The sequence below is a fragment of the Sulfurimonas sp. genome, assembly GCF_029027405.1.
Lineage (GTDB): Bacteria > Campylobacterota > Campylobacteria > Campylobacterales > Sulfurimonadaceae > Sulfurimonas.
Map to the genome: position 1 here is coordinate 2502776 of NZ_CP093396.1, position 18643 is coordinate 2521418.

Below are 18643 nucleotides of genomic sequence, written 5' to 3' on the forward strand. Positions count from 1 at the left end.
TATTTCCTACTTAGTTTGCTCTTGAATCTTTTTCAGCTATTCCACTCATATTAAATCTACGAGCCAACTCTTGCTTTATTCTATCTGGAGAGATATTTTTTACAGCAAGAGCAACTAGCATATGATAAGTCAAATCTGCTGCTTCATAAACCATCTCATGTTCATTATTATCTTTATATGCGAAAGAAAATTCACCGGCTTCTTCTACAACTTTTTTCAAAATTGTATTGTCGCCTTTACTCATAAGTTTTGCTGTCCATGAAGACGCAGGGTCTGCATTTTTACGCTCTTGTATCGTATGGTAAAGAGTATCAATAACTCCATATAACACCTCCGAACTAACTTCTATATCTCCTTTTGCTTCTCCAGACTCTAACTCTGTAAAAAAGCATGAACGCCTACCTGTATGACAAGCAACTCCTTCTTGAGTAACTTTTATAAGTAACGTATCATTATCACAGTCAATATTAAATGAGTGTATTTTTTGAATATTTCCACTGCTCTCACCTTTTTTCCAGATGCGTTGTTTGCTTCGTGAAAAATAATGCGCTATCTTTGTATTTAGTGAAAGTTCCAAAGCCTCTTTATTCATATATGCCATCATTAAAACTTCACTATTTTTTTCATCTTGAACGATGACTGGCAAAAGCTCAGACTTTTGCCAATCGACTCTATTTAAGACTGCATCTAAAATCATTACTGTGCCGTAGTTCTTTTTCTAGTTTCTTTTGTATCAACCCAAATATTTGGAGTTGAACCACCAGGAGTTAAGAAAATCTTAGCATCTCTATTTACTTGAAGTGCCTCATTAAACTTACCTTGAACATTAAGTTGCTCTAGTTGTAAAAGTTTAGTAGTCAGTGATTTTGAAATCAAAATATTTGCTTTTGCTTTTGCATCTGCTTGAATTGTAATAGCATCCGCTATACCTTTTGCTTCAATTCTAGCTTTTTGAGCCACTCCTTCTGCTTCAGCAGCTCTTTTTAGTGCTTCTTGTTTTACACGCTGAACATCTTGTTCTGCTTTTTGTACTTCTTGTTTAGCTATCTGAACTCTCTCTATCTGCTCTTTTACTTTTATAGGTAAAACAATATCACGAAGCTGAACTGATTGAAGTATAGCTGGAGAATTTTCTAGAGCTAAAACACTCTCTCTAATTCCTGCTTCTATCTCAGCACCCAAATCATTTCTCATCTGTGTAAGTGATTCAGCATCATACTTACCAATTACATTACGAACAACATCTCTTACAACAGGATTAATAATTTTATCTTCCCACGAGAATCCCCAGTTTGAAATTGTTTGTGCCGCAAACTGAGAGTTAAGTCTATACTGAACAGTTAGCTCAATAGAAACTGGTAAACTCCTTTTATCCAGAACTGTAACTGCTGGTTTTGCAATAATACCTGATTTAGAACCACCAGTAGCCTCTATCCGAGAGGCGTAGTTAATGATACGAACTTTAGTATCTACAATATAAACCTTTTGAATCACTGGAATGATAAAGTGAAGTCCTGGCAAAAGTGCTTGATCTTGATACTTACCATTTGTACTTAAAATCCCACGCTGTCCCTCTTCAACAATAGTAAAAGGTTTTGCTAAAACTAACATGATAATAACAGCAACAATAAAATAAGCTATCCCTGCTTTTCCTCCACCGAAATTCAAATCAATCTTTGGCATCTGTGGACCACCGCCACCTCCGCCACCAGAACCACCACTGGATTTTTTTCCAAATCCTCCACTTTCACTCTTTTTTTTGTTAAAATAATCATTCATATCTGATGCCATTAAAATATTCTCCTCTTTCATTTTATTTTATTTTTCTAATCTATATAAGTTAAATAGTGTTCATACTTAGTATTTCTACCAAAAACTATGTCAAAATATGTACTCTGAATTTTTTCAGTCATCTCTCCACGAGAACCACAACCGATATCTCTAGCATCTACATTTGCTATTGGAGTAATTTCTGCTGCTGTTCCGGTTAAAAAAGCTTCATCTGCAACATATACTTCTTCTCTTGTAATTCTTCTACGAGTTACTTTAATACCAAAATCTTCAGCCATTTCTATAACCATTTTTTGAGTTATAGATGCTAAAGAGTTATCATTTGGAGGAGTTATTAACTCACCATTTTTTACCATGAAAAAACATGCACCCGAAGCTTCTGCTACATAACCTTGGTCATCTAAAAGAAGTGCTTCATCATATCCACAATCAATAGCTTCAAATTTAGCCATTTGAGAGTTTAAATAATTAGCAGATGCTTTTGCTTTACCCATATTTGAAGTATTAGCTGGGCGAGTCATAGATGCTATTTTAAGTCTTATTCCATTTTTAAGCCCATCTTCACCGAGATAAGCACCCCATTCCCAAGCTGACATAACAGTTTCAACAGGAGCATCTTTATGATAAACACCCATAACTCCATAACCTAAGAATGCAAAAGGTCTAATGTAAACATTATCTCCTACAAATTCATTCTTTTTTATTAGTTCTATTTGAACTTTATTCATCTCCTCAACTGTGTAAGGGATATCAATAAGAGTCATTTTTGCTGACTCTTTTAATCTTCTAGTATGCTCATTTAAACGAAAAATTGCATACCCTTTTTTAGTCTTGTAAGCTTTAGTACCTTCTATTACACCATTTCCATAGTGTAGCGTGTGGGAAAGTACATGTATCTTGGCATCTTGCCAAGCTACAAATTCTCCATTCATCCAAATATATTTGGCTGCATCCATTAAAATCTCCAATTAAGTGTTGCTTTATTAAGTCATTGCTATTTTATCCAAATTGATGTTTATTATTTATTAGTAATAGTTTATCTTTAAGTATTTTTTCATATAATATGAATTATAAATCCACTTAATGAAAAGGGGCAAATTTTGTCACAAAATCCAAACAAAACATTAGATGAAATTCTTAAGCAAAGAGAAGACAGACAAGCTATTGTTTCAACTGAAGAAGCCTTAGAGGTTGAAAAACAAGAAGCTATTTGGGCTGATGAAGCAAACCAAGAAACTCATCTTTTCAATGAGGTAGAAGATGAATCTCCAACTAAAATATTTGAAGCACTACCTGCTAATCATGTTTATGCAAAATATGAAGATATTGATAAAGACTTACTTCAAAAAGATATAGAACAAATTAAAGAAAAACTCGGTCCAGTATCTGAAAAAGACTTTCAACATCTACTCAAACTTGAGCGATGGTCAAGAGGTGCTACATTTGCTGGTTTCTTTATGATATATCTAGTAACTGCTTTAGAAGTTTCTATAGGACTTGGTGCATTTGCTTTTTGGACATTAGGTATTATTGCTGCAACTCTTGTAGGTGTTGGAAATGTTACAAGATGGGCTGATGTAACTCATCCTATCTTGCATGGTGCTTATGATAAGGTTCCAAACATTCCATTAAAGTATAAGAAAAAAGGGTATGCTAGGGGTACTAGAAGATATATCGACTGGCTTGACTGGATAAAACCAGATGCTTGGGAGTATGAGCATAACATTATGCATCACTATCATTTAGGCGAAGCTGATGATCCTGATAATGTTGAAAGTAATCTTCAATGGCTTATAAATTTTCCTGCTCCTTACTGGTCTAAAAAAATTATTGTTTATGCTTTTGCCTGTGTTTGGAAGCCTGTTTATTATGCTCCAAATACTATGAGAATTTTGGATAATAAAGAAAGACGAATAAACAAGCAACCTGAAACTACAGACTATAACTATCTACCATTCTCTGAAACTGGCATAAAACTTTGGAAAGATTTTTATTTACCTTATGGATTATTTCAATTTGTTGCTATGCCACTTCTATTTTTACCACTTGGTTGGGGAGCAGTTCTAAGTGCTTTAATCATTTTAGTTATGGCAGAAGTATATGCAAATCTACACTCATTTTTAGTGATTGTACCTAATCACTCGGCTGGAGATATTTATCAATTTTCTCAGCCTCACAAGTCTCAAGGAGAGTTCTATCTTAGACAAATTATGGGAAGTGTTAATTACAATACAGGAACTGATTTAATAGACTTTTCACATGGCTTTTTAAATTATCAAATTGAGCATCACTTATTTCCAAACACTCCTCAATCCTACCAACAAAAAATGCAACCTCTTGTAAAAGAAATCTGTTTAAAGCATAATATCGAGTATAGACAAGACAGCGTTTGGAAGAGAATAGGCATGACCATTGATTTAATGGTCGGAAAAGATAAAGTATTGAGAGTTGAGGGAATTTAAAACCCTCAATACTCTTTTAAGACATTGTTTATTTGAACATATGCTTGAATTGGTGTAGTTTCAAAATACTTAATATTATGTTTTTTTGCAAAATCTCTTGTCATATCCTGTACTTTTAAAAGATTGAACCTTGGTGCTTTTGGAAATAGATGATGTTCGATTTGAGTATTTAATCCACCATAGAACCAATGAACAAATTTTCCACCAATCAATGAACGAGATGTTCTCATCTGAAGTTCCATCCATGAAAGTAACTCACTCTCTTCTTTTTCAAAAACTTCACACCCTAAGTGGTTAGTAATAAATCCAAATGCAAGCCAACCGGACAAAACAAGATATAAAGTGATAAAAATAGTAATAGCACTAGCAAATGGCATAAAATAAAATATAGGTCCCCATATAATTGGCCAATGAAGAAGCATCATTGAAAGTTCACCATATTTTTTTCTCTTAATTGCAAAGCTGTATGATTGAGTTATAAAAGCAGGATACATAAAAAACATTGCTCCCCAAAAAATAAGATATTTAATACTTCTTAAAAATTTGCTATTACCTTTTTGTTTTGTTGTAAAAGCACCATCCATAGCAAGTATATCTTCATCTTTATCAGGAACATTACACCAAGTATGGTGATTGACATTATGTTTAAAATCCCACCAAGAAGATGAATTACTTAAAATAAAAGCAGAGAATGGATAACTAAGCTTGAAGGACAGTGTTTTATTTTTAAAATATTGAGTATGTAAAATATCATGAGAAATAAACACCGCACGAGTAAATATAATAGTAAGAAATATTCCTAAAAAGAAAGCATGGAATGCCCCTAAAGCCATTTCTTGCCAATTTATCACAATTGTGTAAAATATCGCCATTGATAGTATTGTTGCTATCATTTCAATTGAACCACGAACTGGAATACGCTCTAAAAGACCAGCTGCTCGAACTTCATCTTTTAACTCTTTGAAAATATCAGGATATATTGACACAGACATACTCACACCTTTAAATACAAATTTTTAGCACCCATTATATCCAGAAAATTAAATAATTATACTGATATATGTCAAAACAAAGCCCATGTAGAAATGAGCTTTAAGTCTTACCAGTGAACCTCAGCAGTAAGCATCGCAGAAGTCCAGTCTTTTGAATCTGAATTTTTTAAGTCATAAGTTTGACCTGAAAGAAACCATTTAACATTTTTGTTTTGTTGCCAAGCTAAACCATATATAGCGTTATACTCGGTTGAAGTAATATCATTGCTTAGTGTGTCTTTATTTTCCCAGTTATCATAACGACCAACTAAAGAAAACTGCTTTTTCTCACCAAAACGCAAAGTAGTATTTATAGAATAACCTTGACCATTCCAGTCAGTTGTGCTATCAACACGGTCATTGTCAGATTTAATATATTGAGCAGCTATTAAAAATGATGGCATATTATATACCGCGTGTAGACCATAAAACTTATAATCAGCAGTCTTACCAGATGCATCTGCATTATGAGAGTTTTGCATATTATATTGACCAAAAAATGAAGCATCTGCATAACTGTCTTTTGTAGGTTTTCTCTTTTTTGTACCATTTCCTAAAATAGATGCTGTTAATCTCCACTCAGCTGAAACACCATCGCCAATTTCTTCATCATTAGCTCCACCATTATCATTTGATCCATGGTAACCTTCACCATTAAATATACCTAGCTCAGATGTAAAATAATCAGTTTTTGTTTTAAAATTAAAACCTAAATCAGCAGAATTCGTTAGATGTCCAGCTTCACTCGCTTCTACAAAAACTTTAGAAATAGAACGCATCCCCCAACCTTGATGCTCTTCATAATCGATCCAAGGTCTGTGAACCATACCAAACTCAACACCTGTAAAAGGTAAAACATCATTTAAATAAAGGTACGCATATTTAACATAAACATTTGAATGACCTTCACCTTTAGCTGTTTTATTTGTATAAGTTGCATCTAAAGTCACACGAAGGTAACTTTTAGGGTCCTCTAATAAGTACGCTTTAACTTGAAAGTAGTTTCGACGCATTTCAAAGTTATTTGTGCTATCACCTTCTTTCATATTTTTGTTTACAAAGCCTAAGTAATGCGTCCCGTTAAACTTTAATTTTGAAGCTTTTGCAGAAACTTTTGTACTAGAACTTTTTAGCTCTACTCGACCTTCCCCTGCCGTTGTAAAAACTTGTCCATCTTTGTCAGAATATAACTTAATATCACCTGCAATTGCACCTACTGTACCAATTGTTAATGCAGCAAATGCTGATAAAACGATTTTTTTCATTTTAGATTCCTTTTTTTTTGTTATGCTATTATACAAAATATATATTATATTATTATTATAAGGATAGTTATGCGTTATGCAGATTTTGACAAAGCTCTGGAGAATTTAAACATAGTAACACGCATGACACAGAATGAACTTAAAAATCAATATCTAAGATTATCAAAAAAGTATCATCCTGACATGCAAAAGGGAAATGATAAAAAGTTTAAAGAGATAAATGAAGCATATAAAACTATACAAATATATATGAAAAATTTTAGATTTTCTCTAGATGAAGAAGAGTTTAATAGACAAAATCCTTTGGCAAATAGACCTGATGATTGGTTTAAAAGTTTTAACTCCTAAAGATACAAGAACCATAATTATTTAATATTATTAGTTGCCTAGTCATATTATAAAAGAGCAGGAAAAGATGCACCCGCTCTATTGATGAACTGAATGCAACTGCCACACTAAGTATTTTATTTAACATTTTCGTACCTTTTTGTTTTAAGATTCGAAAGTATAAAATTACTTCTTAAGTGAAAACTTAAATCTTTTCTCCATAGCTATCGCTTCATCTCTTCCATAAACTATTATTTCTTTGTCTATCTCTATCTTTTTTGAACTTATTTTATCAGGATAATCAACAAAGTTTAAGATATGTTTAATGCAGTTTACTCTAGCTTTTTTCTTGTTGTCACTTTTCACAATTGTCCAAGGCGCTGCTTCTGTATGAGTTGCACTTAACATCATAAACTTAGCAAGTGAATACTCATTCCAAAGCCTTTGTGACTCTTTATCAACAGGAGATAATTTATACTGCTTTAGTGGGTCTGTTTCTCTAGCTTTAAATCTACTCGCCTGCTCATCTTTTGATACTGAGAAATAAAATTTAAATATTTGAATACCTTCATCTACTATCATTTTTTCAAACTCTGGAGCATCTTTTAGAAATTTATGATGTTGTCTTTCTGTACAAAATCCCATAACAGGTTCAACCATTGATCTATTATACCAACTTCTATCAAAAAGCACCATCTCTCCTGCACTTGGTAAGTGCTTTGCATATCTTTGAAAATACCATTGTGAAGTCTCTTTATCACTAGGTTTTTCCAATGCTACAACTCTTGCCCCTCTTGGATTTAGATGTTCTGTAATTCTCTTGATAGTTCCACCTTTTCCAGCAGCATCACGACCTTCAAATATCATAAGAATTTTAAGACCCTTATCTTTTACATGATTTTGAAATTTTAAAAGCTCTACTTGAAGTTCAGAAAGCTCTTTTTCATAAGCTAGCTTTTCTTCTTTTACCCAAATCTGAACTTTACCTTCTTTTTTTGATGCTGATCTTCTATCTGAACTTTTAGTTCTTCTTTCTTTATTTTTTTCTTTATTTTTTGCCATTTAACTCTCCTTTTAGCCTATAAATTTACCTGTACTTGACACTTGTGCATCCATTATCTCTATCTCTCTTGCTCCTGATATAACAATGCTAGGATCAAGTGCATAATTTAGAGAATCTTCTCTTCCTTCATAATCAACTGCATGAAGTATGACCTTTAACGACTCTAATCTAGCTTTTATCTTATCTTTTGAACGGATGATAGTCCATGGTGCTCTGTGAGAATGTGTTTGCTTTATCATGTTGTACTTTGTAGTTGTAAACTCATCCCATTTTTCTTGAGCTTGCATATCTATCTCACTCAGTTTCCATTGTCTAAGAGAATCATTTTTTCTTCTTTCAAATCTTCTAGCCTGCTCATCTTTTGTAACACTATAATAAAGCTTAACAAGTATGATACCTTGACGAACTAAATCATTTTCAAAGCCTTTAACCCCTCTCATGAAATCATCATATTCTTTTTTTGTACAAAAATTAAATACTGACTCAACCATAGCTCTGTTGTACCAACTTCTATCAAAAAGAACAATCTCTCCACCAACTGGAAAGTATTGTATATATTTTTGATAAAACCATTGAGTTTTTTGCTCTTCTGTTGGTTTACCAAGTGCTACAACACGATAATGTTTTTCATCCATATATCTAGTTACTCTTCGTATAGTTCCTCCTTTACCAGCAGCATCTCTACCTTCAAAAAGAATAATCATTTTTTGATTTGTATTCTCAAGATGTTTTTGCAACTTAATAAGTTCTGCTTGATAAGGCTTTAATCTTTGCTCGTCAGCTCTTTTTATATCAGCTTTACTTTTAGGAGATTTTTTACTTTTTATTTTTACTTTTGATTTTTTATACCCGTCTATCAACTCTTCTAAAGAAACTACATTTCCATCTACTTCAAACATACTATTATTATTTACTTCCATTTATCTAACCTTTATAGTCTATACGATAAGTATACTCCTAATAATCTTAGTAATCTCTTTGTAAGCAAACTTTTTTATACTTCTACGCTTTCAAAAGGAGAAATAAATTTTTGACAAAAACAATTGGGCTTAATGAATAATACAAGGGTTTGAATAATCATTTTTCTTATAACTGATTAGATAATCTTCTAGAATTTTTAAATTTAAATTTTTAGAAATCATTTCAAATGTAAAAATACTTTGTTATCTTTTAGCATGGATTAACCGTTTTAAACAAGGCGGTAAAATTCATAAATATACTTAAAAATTATGCTAATATGTTGGCAATAATCTAAAAAGGAAATACATGCAAGAATATGTTTTAAAAAGTGATGATTTTTTAGTATCACAAACTGATGAAAAAGGTAAAATCATATTTGCAAATGATGATTTCTGTAAAATAGCTGGATATACATTAGAAGAACTTATTGGCCAACCTCATAGTATTGTTCGTCATAAAGATATGCCCAAAGCAGCATTTAAAGACTTATGGCAAACTGCGAAAAGTGGTAAAGTATGGACTGGTTATGTAAAAAATGCTACTAAAGATGGTGGCTATTACTGGGTTTTTGCAACTGTTTATCCTATGTATGATGATATAACACATCAGAAAACATTTATGTCTTGTAGAAGAAAACCTTCAACGCAAGAAATAATAGATGCCCAAACACTATATAAAACACTTAACTAGGATAATTCTATGAATACCTTACAAAAAAATATAATACTTATTGTTTCATTTGCTTTATTAATAGCATCTTTATTGTTAACAAATTCTACTATAATTCAAGTTATTGTAGCAGTAATTGCGATTGGTGTCGCTATAGCTCTTCAAAATATTCCATCATCTCGAGAAGCTAATACCTTAAATGAAAAAATAATACAGCTAATAGAAATGCTGAAGTTTAATATTAATAAAATAGCTATCGATCAACATGCAACTTCGCAAACAGAACAAAATTTTAATAAGATAATAACAATCCATCAGTCATCCATAGAAGAAGATATAAAAGTTGCAGGTGAAATGGTTTTGACAGCTGACAAAGTTTCAAAAGGAAATTTTTCTATAAGAATTGCTTCTAATTCAAAAACACCATATGTTCATGTTCTTAAAAATAGTATGAATAAAATGCTTGAAGAATCTGAGAAAAATTTGGATAATGCTATCAGTACACTTCAAAGCTTTTCTGATGGTAAATTTACTACAAGAAGTACTGTAACCGTTGAAGCTAAAATGGCTGATTTGTTAAACAATATTAATACTCTTGGTAAATCTCTTGAAGATATGCAACGACAAAATGAAGATTCAAATAATCAAATAATAGAATCATCAAATACATTAAATACTACAATAGAAAATATTACAAACACAACAATCGTTGAGTTTAAAGATAGTATAAATAATATTGTAGATAGAATTCATTCTGTTTCCCAAAAAGAAAATGAAATGGTTGATAATCTACAATCTCTTGTTCAAAATGCAAATGAAATGAAAACGATACTTTTAACTATTGGCGATATCGCAGAACAAACAAATTTACTAGCTCTAAATGCAGCCATTGAGGCAGCTCGTGCGGGTGAGCATGGTCGTGGTTTTGCAGTTGTTGCTGATGAAGTTAGAAAATTAGCTGAGAGAACACAAAAAAGTCTCTCCGAGACAACAGCTACTACCAATGTTTTGATTCAGTCTATCTCAGATAGTTCAGAAACTTTAAATAAAAATGCCCAAGAAGTAAAAGCTATCTCAGGCGATGTGAATAAAGTAAGTAGCAAGATGGATGAAATCATAGGTACTTTAAATAGTTTATCTAATTCATAATTATTTATGTGTTGATATTATAATTATTTTAATTTTTCTAAAATTGAATCTACTGAGAAACCAAATTTCTCAAATAATTGACCAGCAGGAGCAGATGCACCAAAACTATCCATACCAATAACAGTATCAGCAAATCTATACCATTCTAAACCACGAGCCGCTTCAATAGCAACAGTTTTAGTTCCTTCTTTGATGATTGAAGAGATATATGATTTATCTTGTTCAATGAAAAGGTCAAAACATGGAACTGAAACAACATTTACAGGTACATCAATATCATTTAATGATTTTTTGACATTTAAAGCAAGTTCAACTTCACTTCCAGAAGCCATAAGAGTTATAACTGCATTTTCATCAGATGCTAAAAGATATCCACCTTTAGATGCTTCACCACTTACAACACTTGGAAGAACTGAAAGATTTTGACGAGAACATACAAATGCTGATGGAGATTTACTCATAGCTAAAGCTGTTTTCCAAGCCTCAATATTTTCCGCTCCATCTGCTGGTCGCCAAACATAAAAGTTTGGTAGGGCACGAAATTGAGATAAGTGCTCGATAGGTTGATGTGTTGGGCCATCTTCACCAACACCAATACTGTCATGTGTCCAGATAAAAAATTGCTGGATGCCAGTAAGTGCTGCAATTCTTGCCGCAGGTTTTAAATAGTCTGAAAAAACAAAGAATGTAGCTGAAAAAGGCATAAGTGGACCATAAAGTGCCATTGCATTTACAATAGATGCCATTGCATGTTCACGAATACCAAAGTAAATATTTCTACCTTTTGGATACACACCCATGTCATTTAGGTTTGTCTTATTTGATGGGCTTAAATCTGCTGAACCACCCAAGAAGCTTGGAATGCCACGAGCGATAGCATTCATAATTTTTCCATTAGTTCCACGAGTGGCTTCTGCTTTTTCAAAAATAGGGTAATTAATACGAGAAAAATCAGGATTTAGTAAAGCATCTAGAGTTTCATTTTGCTCCATTAAAGGCATGGTTTTTTGAGAATGAATCCATTCACGCTCCAATAAATCACCTTCTTCAATAGCACATCTAAAACGAACTAAAACATCTTCATCAACATGAAAAGTTTTACTAGCATCAAATCCAGCATCTTTTTTAGCTTGAGCAATAACTTCATCTCCAAGAGGTGCACCATGAGAATGATGAGAACCTTCTAACTTACTAGCACCTTTAGCAATGATAGTGTTAGCGATGATTATAGTTGGTTTAGTATTTGACTTTGCAGTAGTGATAGATGCATCTATCTCATCAAAGTTGTGACCATCACACTCCAACACATCCCAACCTTGAGACTCAAATCTTTTAGTTATATTTTCTGAGATACTTAAATCTGTTGAACCTTCGATAGTTATACGATTTGAATCATAAATAAGAATTAAATTATCAAGCTTATTATGTCCTGCAATAGAACATGCTTCATACGAAATACCTTCTTCTAAATCTCCATCTCCACATAAACAATAAACATTATGATTAATTAATGAAGCCGCATCTGAATTTACTTGTGCCCCCATAAACTTAGAAGCCATAGAAAAACCAACAGCATTTGCAATACCTTGACCAAGAGGACCAGTAGTGATTTCAATTCCTTCTGTATGTCCATACTCTGGATGCCCTGGAGTTTTAGAATCTAATTGACGAAAGTTTTTTAAATCATCTATTTCTAAACCATATCCCCAAAGGTAATAAAGAGAATAAATAAGACCTGTTGCATGTCCACCTGAAAAAACCAATCTGTCACGGTTTAACCAATCTGGATTTTTTGGATTGTGCTTTATATGCTCGCTTAACACAACAGCAATATCTGCAAGTCCCATCGGAGCACCAGGGTGACCTGAATTCGCACGCTGAACCATATCTGTTGCTAAAAATCTTACCGAATCTGCCATCTTTTGACGCATTACATTACTCATAATTGTTATTCCTTAATTTTATTCTATAAAATGAAGGCAACCTTCATCTATTAGTCCCGCAAAGGAACAAAGTCCCTTTACTCCGCTTGCACCGCTGTGGTGACTAAAGTTTATTTTTTATGTCTGTTTATATATTTTGTTAGTACTGGGGATAACTCACTATGTAAACTATCCTCAAAACTATTTAACTCTTTGTTTAATTCATCTGCCAAAATATTTGCTTCATTCACCGCAGTATTTAGCCCTAAAATTGTTACAAAACTATTTTTATCTTCATCATTATTTGTAAGTTTTCCAGCTTCAAGTGAGCTTTGTGTTACATCTAATATATCATCTTGAATTTGAAATAAAAGTCCAAGTTTTATACCAAAGTCATAAAGTTCTTCACCTAGTTCTTCTCGTCCTATAATTATAGCTCCCATCTGCATAGATGCTGCTATAAGTTTAGCTGTTTTGTTTGTATGTAAAACCTTAATATCTTGTAGTTTTAGCGGTTTATTTTCAAAATAACAGTCAATAGCTTGACCTAAAACCATTCCATTGAGTCCGCCGTTTTTAGCTAAATTATTTATAAGTTTTACTCTTATGTAGTCTGAAAAAGGAGCCTCTGATAAAATTTCAAAAGAGTAAGTATTTAATGCATCTCCTACTAATATAGCTGTTACTTCATCATAAGCTATATGTAAAGTCGGTTCTCCACGACGAAGTGGTGAGTTGTCCATCGCAGGTAAATCATCATGGATTAGAGAGTATGTATGAAGAAGCTCAACAGCAAAAGCAGCATGTCTCGCGCCTTGTGCTAAAAGTGGGTTGTATGCATTTACAACACCTAGCAAAAGAGCTGGTCTAAACCTCTTTCCACCAGCAATCAGCATCTGTCCTAAAGCTTTTTCATAAGTAGGATGAATACTAGAGGAAGTTGGTAAATTATCTAATAAAAACTGCTCAAATTTTTGCATATGAAATTATATATAGATAGTTGTTAAATGGGGGTTAATTTTTTGAACTTTTTTCTTTACCTTTAATATTTACAAAAAATTCAAAATTTTCTCTCTCAAACAGTAAAGATGCATGAAATTTAAAATCACTTATATACTTTCTAATTTCATATACATTATTTATTTTTTTTCCATTTACTTGAAGAAGTTTATCTCCTATTTTAAGACCATAGCCTTTAAACTCATTGTCTATTCTCATTATGCTTAGATTATTACTAAAGTAAATTCCTTTTTCTTCTAAAAAGGTATCACTAATATATCCTCCACCATATCTTTTTTTAGTTTTAACGTTAAAGGTTAAATATTTCAAACCTCTTTTTATTTTAACCTTATGGTAAGACCCAACTTTTGAGAACAATATCTTTTTCATAAACACAGAAGCATTTTTAACTTTTTTTCCATCAAGCATAACAATATAATCATTCTTTTTAAATGGATTATCTTTAACAAAAGGGTTTACTCTTTTTATAAGAACAAGCTTTTTCTCATTTTTAACTCGTATTCCTATATCTCCATAGATGCTAGATTTATTTTTTAAAAATCTTTGTATATAATCTTTTTGAATTATTCCTCTTGAAGTAACTAGACCTTCAAAAGCGCAGCAACTATTTAAAAGTAAAGCTGGTGAAGTTGTTTTCTCACTAAATTTTGCAAAATTATTTAATCCAACTTGTCTGTTTGTGATTCTTCCTTCTATTGCTTTTCTCTTATCTACAGCTGCAATACCAAGAGTTAGATGATTATTCATTTTAAAAGGATACTTAAACTTTTTTCTATCTTTTACTAAATACAAAGAAAGAAAAGGGTCGTGCTTTATAATTTTTGCATTTGGTTGATGCAAGGAAAAAATTAATTTTTGATTTTTCAATATAGGGACTTGAAGTGAATACTTTTTTACAGCATTGGAATGAGATATTTTTAATTTACAAGAGTCATATCCACCCTTGCACGCATATAAGTTAAAAAAAAGAAAGTTTAGAGCTAGAAACAGCCTAAACATTTATTTTCCTGCAAATGGGTTCATTCCACCCATACCGCCAAGCATTCCCATTGCGGAACTTTTTTGATTTTGTTGAACCATTTTGCTGGCATCATTCAAAGCTCCAATAAGAAGTATTTGAAGCGAGTCTTTATCATCAAGTAAGGAATCATCAATATTCAAATCAATAACCTCACCTTTTCCATTCATACTTATTTCAAGCATTCCACCACCACTCTTAACACTAAAAGTTTTGGACTCAAGTTCTGTTTGAAATTTAGTAGCATTTTCTTGCATACCTTCAAATATCTTACTCATATCGCCCATATTTGAAAACATTAGATGCTATCCGCTATATAGTCAATATTATTATTATCATCTAAGATAACAACTTTTGGTTTATAAGTTTGGAGTTCTTTTTCATCATATGTCGCATAAGCAACTATAATTATTTTATCACCAGGATGAACTTTTCTTGCTGCTGCACCATTAAGACAAATGTCTCTCTTACCGCGCTTACCTAAAATAATATAAGTCGAAAATCTTTCGCCATTATTAACATTTAAAATTTCAACTTTTTGTCCAACTCTCATCTTAGAAGCTTCTAAAAGCTCCTCATCTATCGTAATAGATCCAACATAATTCAGGTTAGCATCTGTAACTGTTGCACGATGAATTTTACTATATAGCATATCAATTAACATTTAACTTTCCTACATTCCCATCTGTTTTTTCATATCTGCAGGAGTTATCGCTTCATCCCACAACTCTTTATCGATAACATACTCATCTACGATATTTCCACCCATAATATGCTCTTGGATTATTCTATCTATTTTTTCTTTTGTAAGAGCTGTATACATTACATGACCAGGCTCAACTAACATAACTGGACCAGAAGAGCATCTATTTAAGCATGAAGTACGAATAGGTTGTACAGTACCCATGATTCCTTCTTTCATAAGCTTACCTGCTAAATATTGAAATAAGTCTTGTGTTTGTGGCGTTACACAAGAAGGTTTTGGCATGCCGGGAGGAGCTGATTGCTCACATTTAAATATATAAAATGCTGGTTGAGGAATTCCCATATAATTTATCCTTATTATTTTGATGCAATTATAGCAAAAATTTTACGAGATAATCTCATGGATAAAAACAAGTTTCTAATTTTAAGTTACAGTGCAACTTTTTAGCTATAATTCACTTTATAAATTAAAGGCAAAACTTGAAAAAAATTATACTTTTAGCACTAATATTAACATCTTTATACTCAAATCAAACTGCAGATAAATCAAAGGTTTATGTTGGTCTAAGTGGTGGGTATATGAATGAAGCATTTAGCGATGATGCAAAAACAACTGGCTCAGCAAAAATGGCAAAATTCAAAATCGGTTACGGAATAAGAACAGCTTATGCTATTGAATTTTCTATTGATTATCTAAAAAACACATCAAATGTATTTTCCACTCTTCCAGCTAAAGATGGTGACAAATATGGACTAAATGTTGAGCTTATAAAAGGATTTAATTGGGACATATTTATAAACCCTTATTTTAAAGCTGGTATTGGTACTGGTATATTTGATATAAAATATTACTCTTCAAATCAAAATTCATTAAACTATAGTTCTTTTAATCTTGGTTTAGGTTTTTTCATTCCTATAAATGAGCATCTAGACTTTGAAGTTGGTTATGACTATAAATATGTGTCTTATAGAAAACTCATAAGTAGTAATCAAGAAATACTTAAAGATTTAAACTCTAATATAAATGGTGTTTACATTGGTATAAATGCAAGATTTTAATCACCTTAATTAATATTTAATAGTTCCCTTACAATTTCTCTATCATCAAAAGGGAATTTTTTATCGTAAATAATTTGAAAAACTTCATCGCCCTTTCCAAGTATCACAACAACTTGATTCCCATCTTGATCGTCAAGTGCCATCTCAATAGCTTTTTTTCTATTTAACTCAACACTTACTATACTTTTATCTTCTATACCAGCTAAGATATCATTGATTATTTCTTGGGGGTCTTCATTTCTAGGATTATCACTTGTAACATATACTTTTTTTGCTAAACTTGCTGCAATGCGTCCCATCAATGGTCTTTTTTCTTTATCTCTATCTCCACCTGCTCCAAAGACAACAAGTAACTCTTTTTCTTTTAAAGCATTTAGAACCTGCTGCATTCCATCTGGAGTATGAGCAAAATCTACTATAACATTTGGAGATTCACAAACCTGCTCCATTCTCCCACTTACACCAGCAAAATTATCAACGACTTCTACTATCTCTTCTAATTTTTTGCCAACTAAAATATCAACTGCACCTATAGCTGCCATTAGATTATACAGATTGAAAAAACCATGAAGAGAGGATGTAAAGGGAACTATATTTTGAAAATGTTGGATTATCCCGCTTGAGGCATCATTTAAAGAATAAGCCATTAACTTGTAAGTTGCTGGATTTTCTATGCCATAAGTAAACGTATTCTTTATATTAAAAGCCACTCTTGGTTCATCTTTATTTATAAGTTTTTTACTCTCATCTTGAAAAAAACTATTTTTTACAGATATGTACTCACCAATTGTTTTATGGAAGTCTAAATGGTCTTGAGTAATATTTGTCAATATTTTAAGTTCAAAATCAAGCCCTTCAATTCGTTCTTGAACAATAGAATGAGAACTAACTTCCATTATAAAAAATTCACATCCAGCTTCTACTGCCTGATAAATATGTTTATAGGTATTTAAAACACTTGGTGTAGTCAAAGATTTTCCTTCAACTACTTCATCATTCATAAAAAAACCTCGAGTACCCTGCATAGCTGTTTTATAACCTAAGTCCAACAAAAAAGAGTATATTGCACTGGCTGTGGTAGTTTTGCCATTTGTACCGGTAATACCTATTATTTTTATTCTATCTACGCCAAAGATATTTGCTATTGATTTTATATTTAAAATAGAGTGCGCATAATTCTCTTTTGCATTTTGAAGATATTTTTTGTTTTGAGCAGTTAATACAAAAGCTGTTTGACTATCGCACTCAGATGAATTTTCACTAACAAACTTATATTCTTGATTTGGTAATTCAATCTTCACTATCTAAACTCTATTTTTAATTTTTGAAATAGCTTTGTAAGTAGTTCATCACTCGGGTAAATACTAAGTGCATTTTCTAAATATGTAAGTGCCATTTCTGCAAATCCATGCTCTATTAAATTATCTAAAAAGTCTATGAAATCCTCTTTTTGAGTGATAATTACACGAGTTGAAAACATTATATTTTCAAAAGTTTCTTTAAAATCCGCACCATTCTCGATAAGGTCTTTAAAATCCTTGTAAAGAATTCCATCTTCAAACTCTAATCTATCTTTTAAAGGTTCTGCAAATATTTCACCAAGCTTATCTAATGTTCCGTCCATTGTTTGTAAAATATCACTAATAATTTTATCTGCTTGCTCTTTGTCTTCATCTTTCAATATTTCATAATAATCAAAAAGAGCCTCTGCTCCACCTTCGCCACTAAGTGCCATCTCTGATAATATTACGCCATTGTAAGCTTCCTTTGAATTTGGAAAATCTTGCAAAACAATCGCAAATTTTTCCAAAGCATTTTTATAATTTGACTTAGAAAAACTATCTTTTGCTTGTGTTAATGTTTTATGTTTACTTACTACATTCATGTTTACTACTTATAAATTATCTATATCATTTTCCATACCAGCTGGTACATTAATTACTACTAATTCTGGGTGAATATCCATTTTCAATTGTCTTTCAACACCATATTTCAATGTATTTCCACTACTTGCACAACCAATGCATGCACCTTTTAGTTGCACATATACATTTGCATTTTTAACAGTTATAAAGTCTATATCTCCACCATCAAGTGCTAAAGATGGACGAATCTTATCAATCGCAGTTTTTACTGGATTCATCAGCTCTTCATCAGTAAATGGAATCATATATTTTCCTTTTTAATTATTTATACATAAAA

21 protein-coding genes are annotated in these 18643 nt (G+C 31.9%); 5 read left to right on the forward strand and 16 right to left on the reverse strand.

The genetic code is table 11. The features are described from left to right. Window positions 1–10: 10 nt before the first annotated feature. Genes hisIE through MOV42_RS12170 form a run of 3 tightly spaced genes read right to left on the reverse strand, consistent with a single transcriptional unit; the run spans window position 11 to window position 2747 of the window. Window positions 11–697: a bifunctional phosphoribosyl-AMP cyclohydrolase/phosphoribosyl-ATP diphosphatase HisIE gene (hisIE, locus tag MOV42_RS12160; protein WP_324171445.1), complete on the reverse strand. Its 687-nt coding sequence runs from the start codon at window positions 695–697 to the stop codon at window positions 11–13. Then, window positions 697–1791, reverse strand: coding sequence for a prohibitin family protein (locus tag MOV42_RS12165; RefSeq protein WP_324171446.1), 1095 nt, complete (start codon window positions 1789–1791; stop codon window positions 697–699). Before MOV42_RS12165 ends, hisIE begins: the two co-directional genes overlap by 1 nt. A gap of 35 nt (window positions 1792–1826) precedes the next feature. Further along, window positions 1827–2747: a branched-chain amino acid transaminase gene (locus tag MOV42_RS12170; protein ID WP_324171447.1), complete on the reverse strand. Its 921-nt coding sequence runs from the start codon at window positions 2745–2747 to the stop codon at window positions 1827–1829. A gap of 144 nt (window positions 2748–2891) precedes the next feature. On the opposite strand from MOV42_RS12170, the gene MOV42_RS12175 reads away from it, so the two are divergent. After that, a complete protein-coding gene (locus MOV42_RS12175; RefSeq protein ID WP_324171448.1) occupies window positions 2892–4253 on the forward strand; it encodes a fatty acid desaturase family protein in 1362 nt (453 codons plus the stop codon). 5 nt (window positions 4254–4258) lie between these two features. Here MOV42_RS12175 and MOV42_RS12180 read toward each other — a convergent pair whose 3' ends face one another. Next, entirely contained in the window at window positions 4259–5245 is a 987-nt protein-coding gene (locus tag MOV42_RS12180; protein ID WP_324171449.1) for an acyl-CoA desaturase, read from the reverse strand. Between the two features lie 107 nt (window positions 5246–5352). Continuing rightward, entirely contained in the window at window positions 5353–6549 is a 1197-nt protein-coding gene (locus MOV42_RS12185) for a hypothetical protein (protein ID WP_324171450.1), read from the reverse strand. A 69-nt stretch (window positions 6550–6618) separates the two neighbouring features. On the opposite strand from MOV42_RS12185, the gene MOV42_RS12190 reads away from it, so the two are divergent. Then, on the forward strand, window positions 6619–6897 hold the full coding sequence (locus MOV42_RS12190) for a DnaJ domain-containing protein (RefSeq protein WP_324171451.1): 279 nt from the start codon (window positions 6619–6621) through the stop codon (window positions 6895–6897). A 165-nt stretch (window positions 6898–7062) separates the two neighbouring features. Here MOV42_RS12190 and ppk2 (MOV42_RS12195) read toward each other — a convergent pair whose 3' ends face one another. Both ppk2 (MOV42_RS12195) and ppk2 (MOV42_RS12200) read right to left on the reverse strand, forming a co-directional pair. Continuing rightward, entirely contained in the window at window positions 7063–7938 is an 876-nt protein-coding gene (gene ppk2, locus MOV42_RS12195; RefSeq protein WP_324171452.1) for a polyphosphate kinase 2, read from the reverse strand. A gap of 12 nt (window positions 7939–7950) precedes the next feature. Further along, window positions 7951–8859 carry a polyphosphate kinase 2 gene (gene ppk2, locus MOV42_RS12200; protein ID WP_324171453.1) on the reverse strand — a complete coding sequence of 303 codons (909 nt, stop codon included), beginning with the start codon at window positions 8857–8859 and terminating at the stop codon, window positions 7951–7953. A 346-nt stretch (window positions 8860–9205) separates the two neighbouring features. On the opposite strand from ppk2 (MOV42_RS12200), the gene MOV42_RS12205 reads away from it, so the two are divergent. Beyond that, window positions 9206–9589 carry a PAS domain-containing protein gene (locus tag MOV42_RS12205; RefSeq protein ID WP_324171454.1) on the forward strand — a complete coding sequence of 128 codons (384 nt, stop codon included), beginning with the start codon at window positions 9206–9208 and terminating at the stop codon, window positions 9587–9589. 9 nt (window positions 9590–9598) lie between these two features. Further along, window positions 9599–10717: a methyl-accepting chemotaxis protein gene (locus MOV42_RS12210; RefSeq protein WP_324171455.1), complete on the forward strand. Its 1119-nt coding sequence runs from the start codon at window positions 9599–9601 to the stop codon at window positions 10715–10717. A 23-nt stretch (window positions 10718–10740) separates the two neighbouring features. Here the strand turns inward: MOV42_RS12210 and tkt are convergent, their stop codons facing one another. From tkt to MOV42_RS12240, 6 genes are all read right to left on the reverse strand, one after another. Continuing rightward, on the reverse strand, window positions 10741–12660 hold the full coding sequence (gene tkt, locus MOV42_RS12215) for a transketolase (RefSeq protein ID WP_324171456.1): 1920 nt from the start codon (window positions 12658–12660) through the stop codon (window positions 10741–10743). Window positions 12661–12770: 110 nt separating this feature from the next. Then, entirely contained in the window at window positions 12771–13619 is an 849-nt protein-coding gene (locus tag MOV42_RS12220) for a polyprenyl synthetase family protein (protein ID WP_324171457.1), read from the reverse strand. A gap of 34 nt (window positions 13620–13653) precedes the next feature. After that, complete coding sequence (locus MOV42_RS12225; protein ID WP_324171458.1) at window positions 13654–14658, reverse strand: DUF7488 domain-containing protein; 1005 nt, start codon at window positions 14656–14658, stop codon at window positions 13654–13656. Continuing rightward, window positions 14659–14976 carry a YbaB/EbfC family nucleoid-associated protein gene (locus MOV42_RS12230; protein ID WP_324171459.1) on the reverse strand — a complete coding sequence of 106 codons (318 nt, stop codon included), beginning with the start codon at window positions 14974–14976 and terminating at the stop codon, window positions 14659–14661. After that, a complete protein-coding gene (gene panD / locus MOV42_RS12235) occupies window positions 14976–15341 on the reverse strand; it encodes an aspartate 1-decarboxylase (RefSeq protein WP_324171460.1) in 366 nt (121 codons plus the stop codon). Before panD ends, MOV42_RS12230 begins: the two co-directional genes overlap by 1 nt. Window positions 15342–15350: 9 nt before the next feature. Then, window positions 15351–15725 (reverse strand): (2Fe-2S) ferredoxin domain-containing protein, encoded by a 375-nt coding sequence (locus tag MOV42_RS12240; RefSeq protein ID WP_324171461.1) that lies wholly within the window; start codon window positions 15723–15725, stop codon window positions 15351–15353. A gap of 137 nt (window positions 15726–15862) precedes the next feature. Here MOV42_RS12240 and MOV42_RS12245 point away from each other — a divergent pair, with 137 nt between their 5' ends. Further along, window positions 15863–16441, forward strand: coding sequence for an outer membrane beta-barrel protein (locus MOV42_RS12245; RefSeq protein ID WP_324171462.1), 579 nt, complete (start codon window positions 15863–15865; stop codon window positions 16439–16441). Window positions 16442–16446: 5 nt separating this feature from the next. Here MOV42_RS12245 and MOV42_RS12250 read toward each other — a convergent pair whose 3' ends face one another. From MOV42_RS12250 to MOV42_RS12260, 3 genes are read right to left on the reverse strand one after another with little or no spacing between them, the layout of a single operon-like run. After that, entirely contained in the window at window positions 16447–17742 is a 1296-nt protein-coding gene (locus tag MOV42_RS12250; RefSeq protein WP_324171463.1) for a UDP-N-acetylmuramoyl-L-alanyl-D-glutamate--2,6-diaminopimelate ligase, read from the reverse strand. Then, window positions 17742–18326 (reverse strand): hypothetical protein, encoded by a 585-nt coding sequence (locus MOV42_RS12255; protein WP_324171464.1) that lies wholly within the window; start codon window positions 18324–18326, stop codon window positions 17742–17744. The genes MOV42_RS12250 and MOV42_RS12255 overlap by 1 nt, the downstream gene beginning before the upstream one ends. 9 nt (window positions 18327–18335) lie before the next feature. Continuing rightward, entirely contained in the window at window positions 18336–18611 is a 276-nt protein-coding gene (locus MOV42_RS12260; RefSeq protein ID WP_324171465.1) for a NifU family protein, read from the reverse strand. Window positions 18612–18643 lie beyond the last annotated feature (32 nt).

Bases quoted from the DNA above. Each gene is read 5' to 3' on its own strand.
- hisIE (WP_324171445.1), bottom strand. From the start codon at position 697: ATGATTTTAGATGCAGTCTTAAATAGAGTCGATTGGCAAAAGTCTGAG.
- ppk2 (WP_324171452.1), bottom strand. From the start codon at position 7,938: ATGGCAAAAAATAAAGAAAAAAATAAAGAAAGAAGAACTAAAAGTTCA.
- panD (WP_324171460.1), bottom strand. From the start codon at position 15,341: ATGTTAATTGATATGCTATATAGTAAAATTCATCGTGCAACAGTTACA.
- MOV42_RS12220 (WP_324171457.1), bottom strand. From the start codon at position 13,619: ATGCAAAAATTTGAGCAGTTTTTATTAGATAATTTACCAACTTCCTCT.
- MOV42_RS12230 (WP_324171459.1), bottom strand. From the start codon at position 14,976: ATGTTTTCAAATATGGGCGATATGAGTAAGATATTTGAAGGTATGCAA.
- MOV42_RS12260 (WP_324171465.1), bottom strand. From the start codon at position 18,611: ATGATTCCATTTACTGATGAAGAGCTGATGAATCCAGTAAAAACTGCG.
- MOV42_RS12210 (WP_324171455.1), top strand. From the start codon at position 9,599: ATGAATACCTTACAAAAAAATATAATACTTATTGTTTCATTTGCTTTA.
- MOV42_RS12240 (WP_324171461.1), bottom strand. From the start codon at position 15,725: ATGGGAATTCCTCAACCAGCATTTTATATATTTAAATGTGAGCAATCA.
- MOV42_RS12190 (WP_324171451.1), top strand. From the start codon at position 6,619: ATGCGTTATGCAGATTTTGACAAAGCTCTGGAGAATTTAAACATAGTA.
- ppk2 (WP_324171453.1), bottom strand. From the start codon at position 8,859: ATGGAAGTAAATAATAATAGTATGTTTGAAGTAGATGGAAATGTAGTT.
- MOV42_RS12225 (WP_324171458.1), bottom strand. From the start codon at position 14,658: ATGTTTAGGCTGTTTCTAGCTCTAAACTTTCTTTTTTTTAACTTATAT.
- MOV42_RS12205 (WP_324171454.1), top strand. From the start codon at position 9,206: ATGCAAGAATATGTTTTAAAAAGTGATGATTTTTTAGTATCACAAACT.
- tkt (WP_324171456.1), bottom strand. From the start codon at position 12,660: ATGAGTAATGTAATGCGTCAAAAGATGGCAGATTCGGTAAGATTTTTA.
- MOV42_RS12165 (WP_324171446.1), bottom strand. From the start codon at position 1,791: ATGGCATCAGATATGAATGATTATTTTAACAAAAAAAAGAGTGAAAGT.
- MOV42_RS12255 (WP_324171464.1), bottom strand. From the start codon at position 18,326: ATGAATGTAGTAAGTAAACATAAAACATTAACACAAGCAAAAGATAGT.
- MOV42_RS12170 (WP_324171447.1), bottom strand. From the start codon at position 2,747: ATGGATGCAGCCAAATATATTTGGATGAATGGAGAATTTGTAGCTTGG.
- MOV42_RS12180 (WP_324171449.1), bottom strand. From the start codon at position 5,245: ATGTCTGTGTCAATATATCCTGATATTTTCAAAGAGTTAAAAGATGAA.
- MOV42_RS12185 (WP_324171450.1), bottom strand. From the start codon at position 6,549: ATGAAAAAAATCGTTTTATCAGCATTTGCTGCATTAACAATTGGTACA.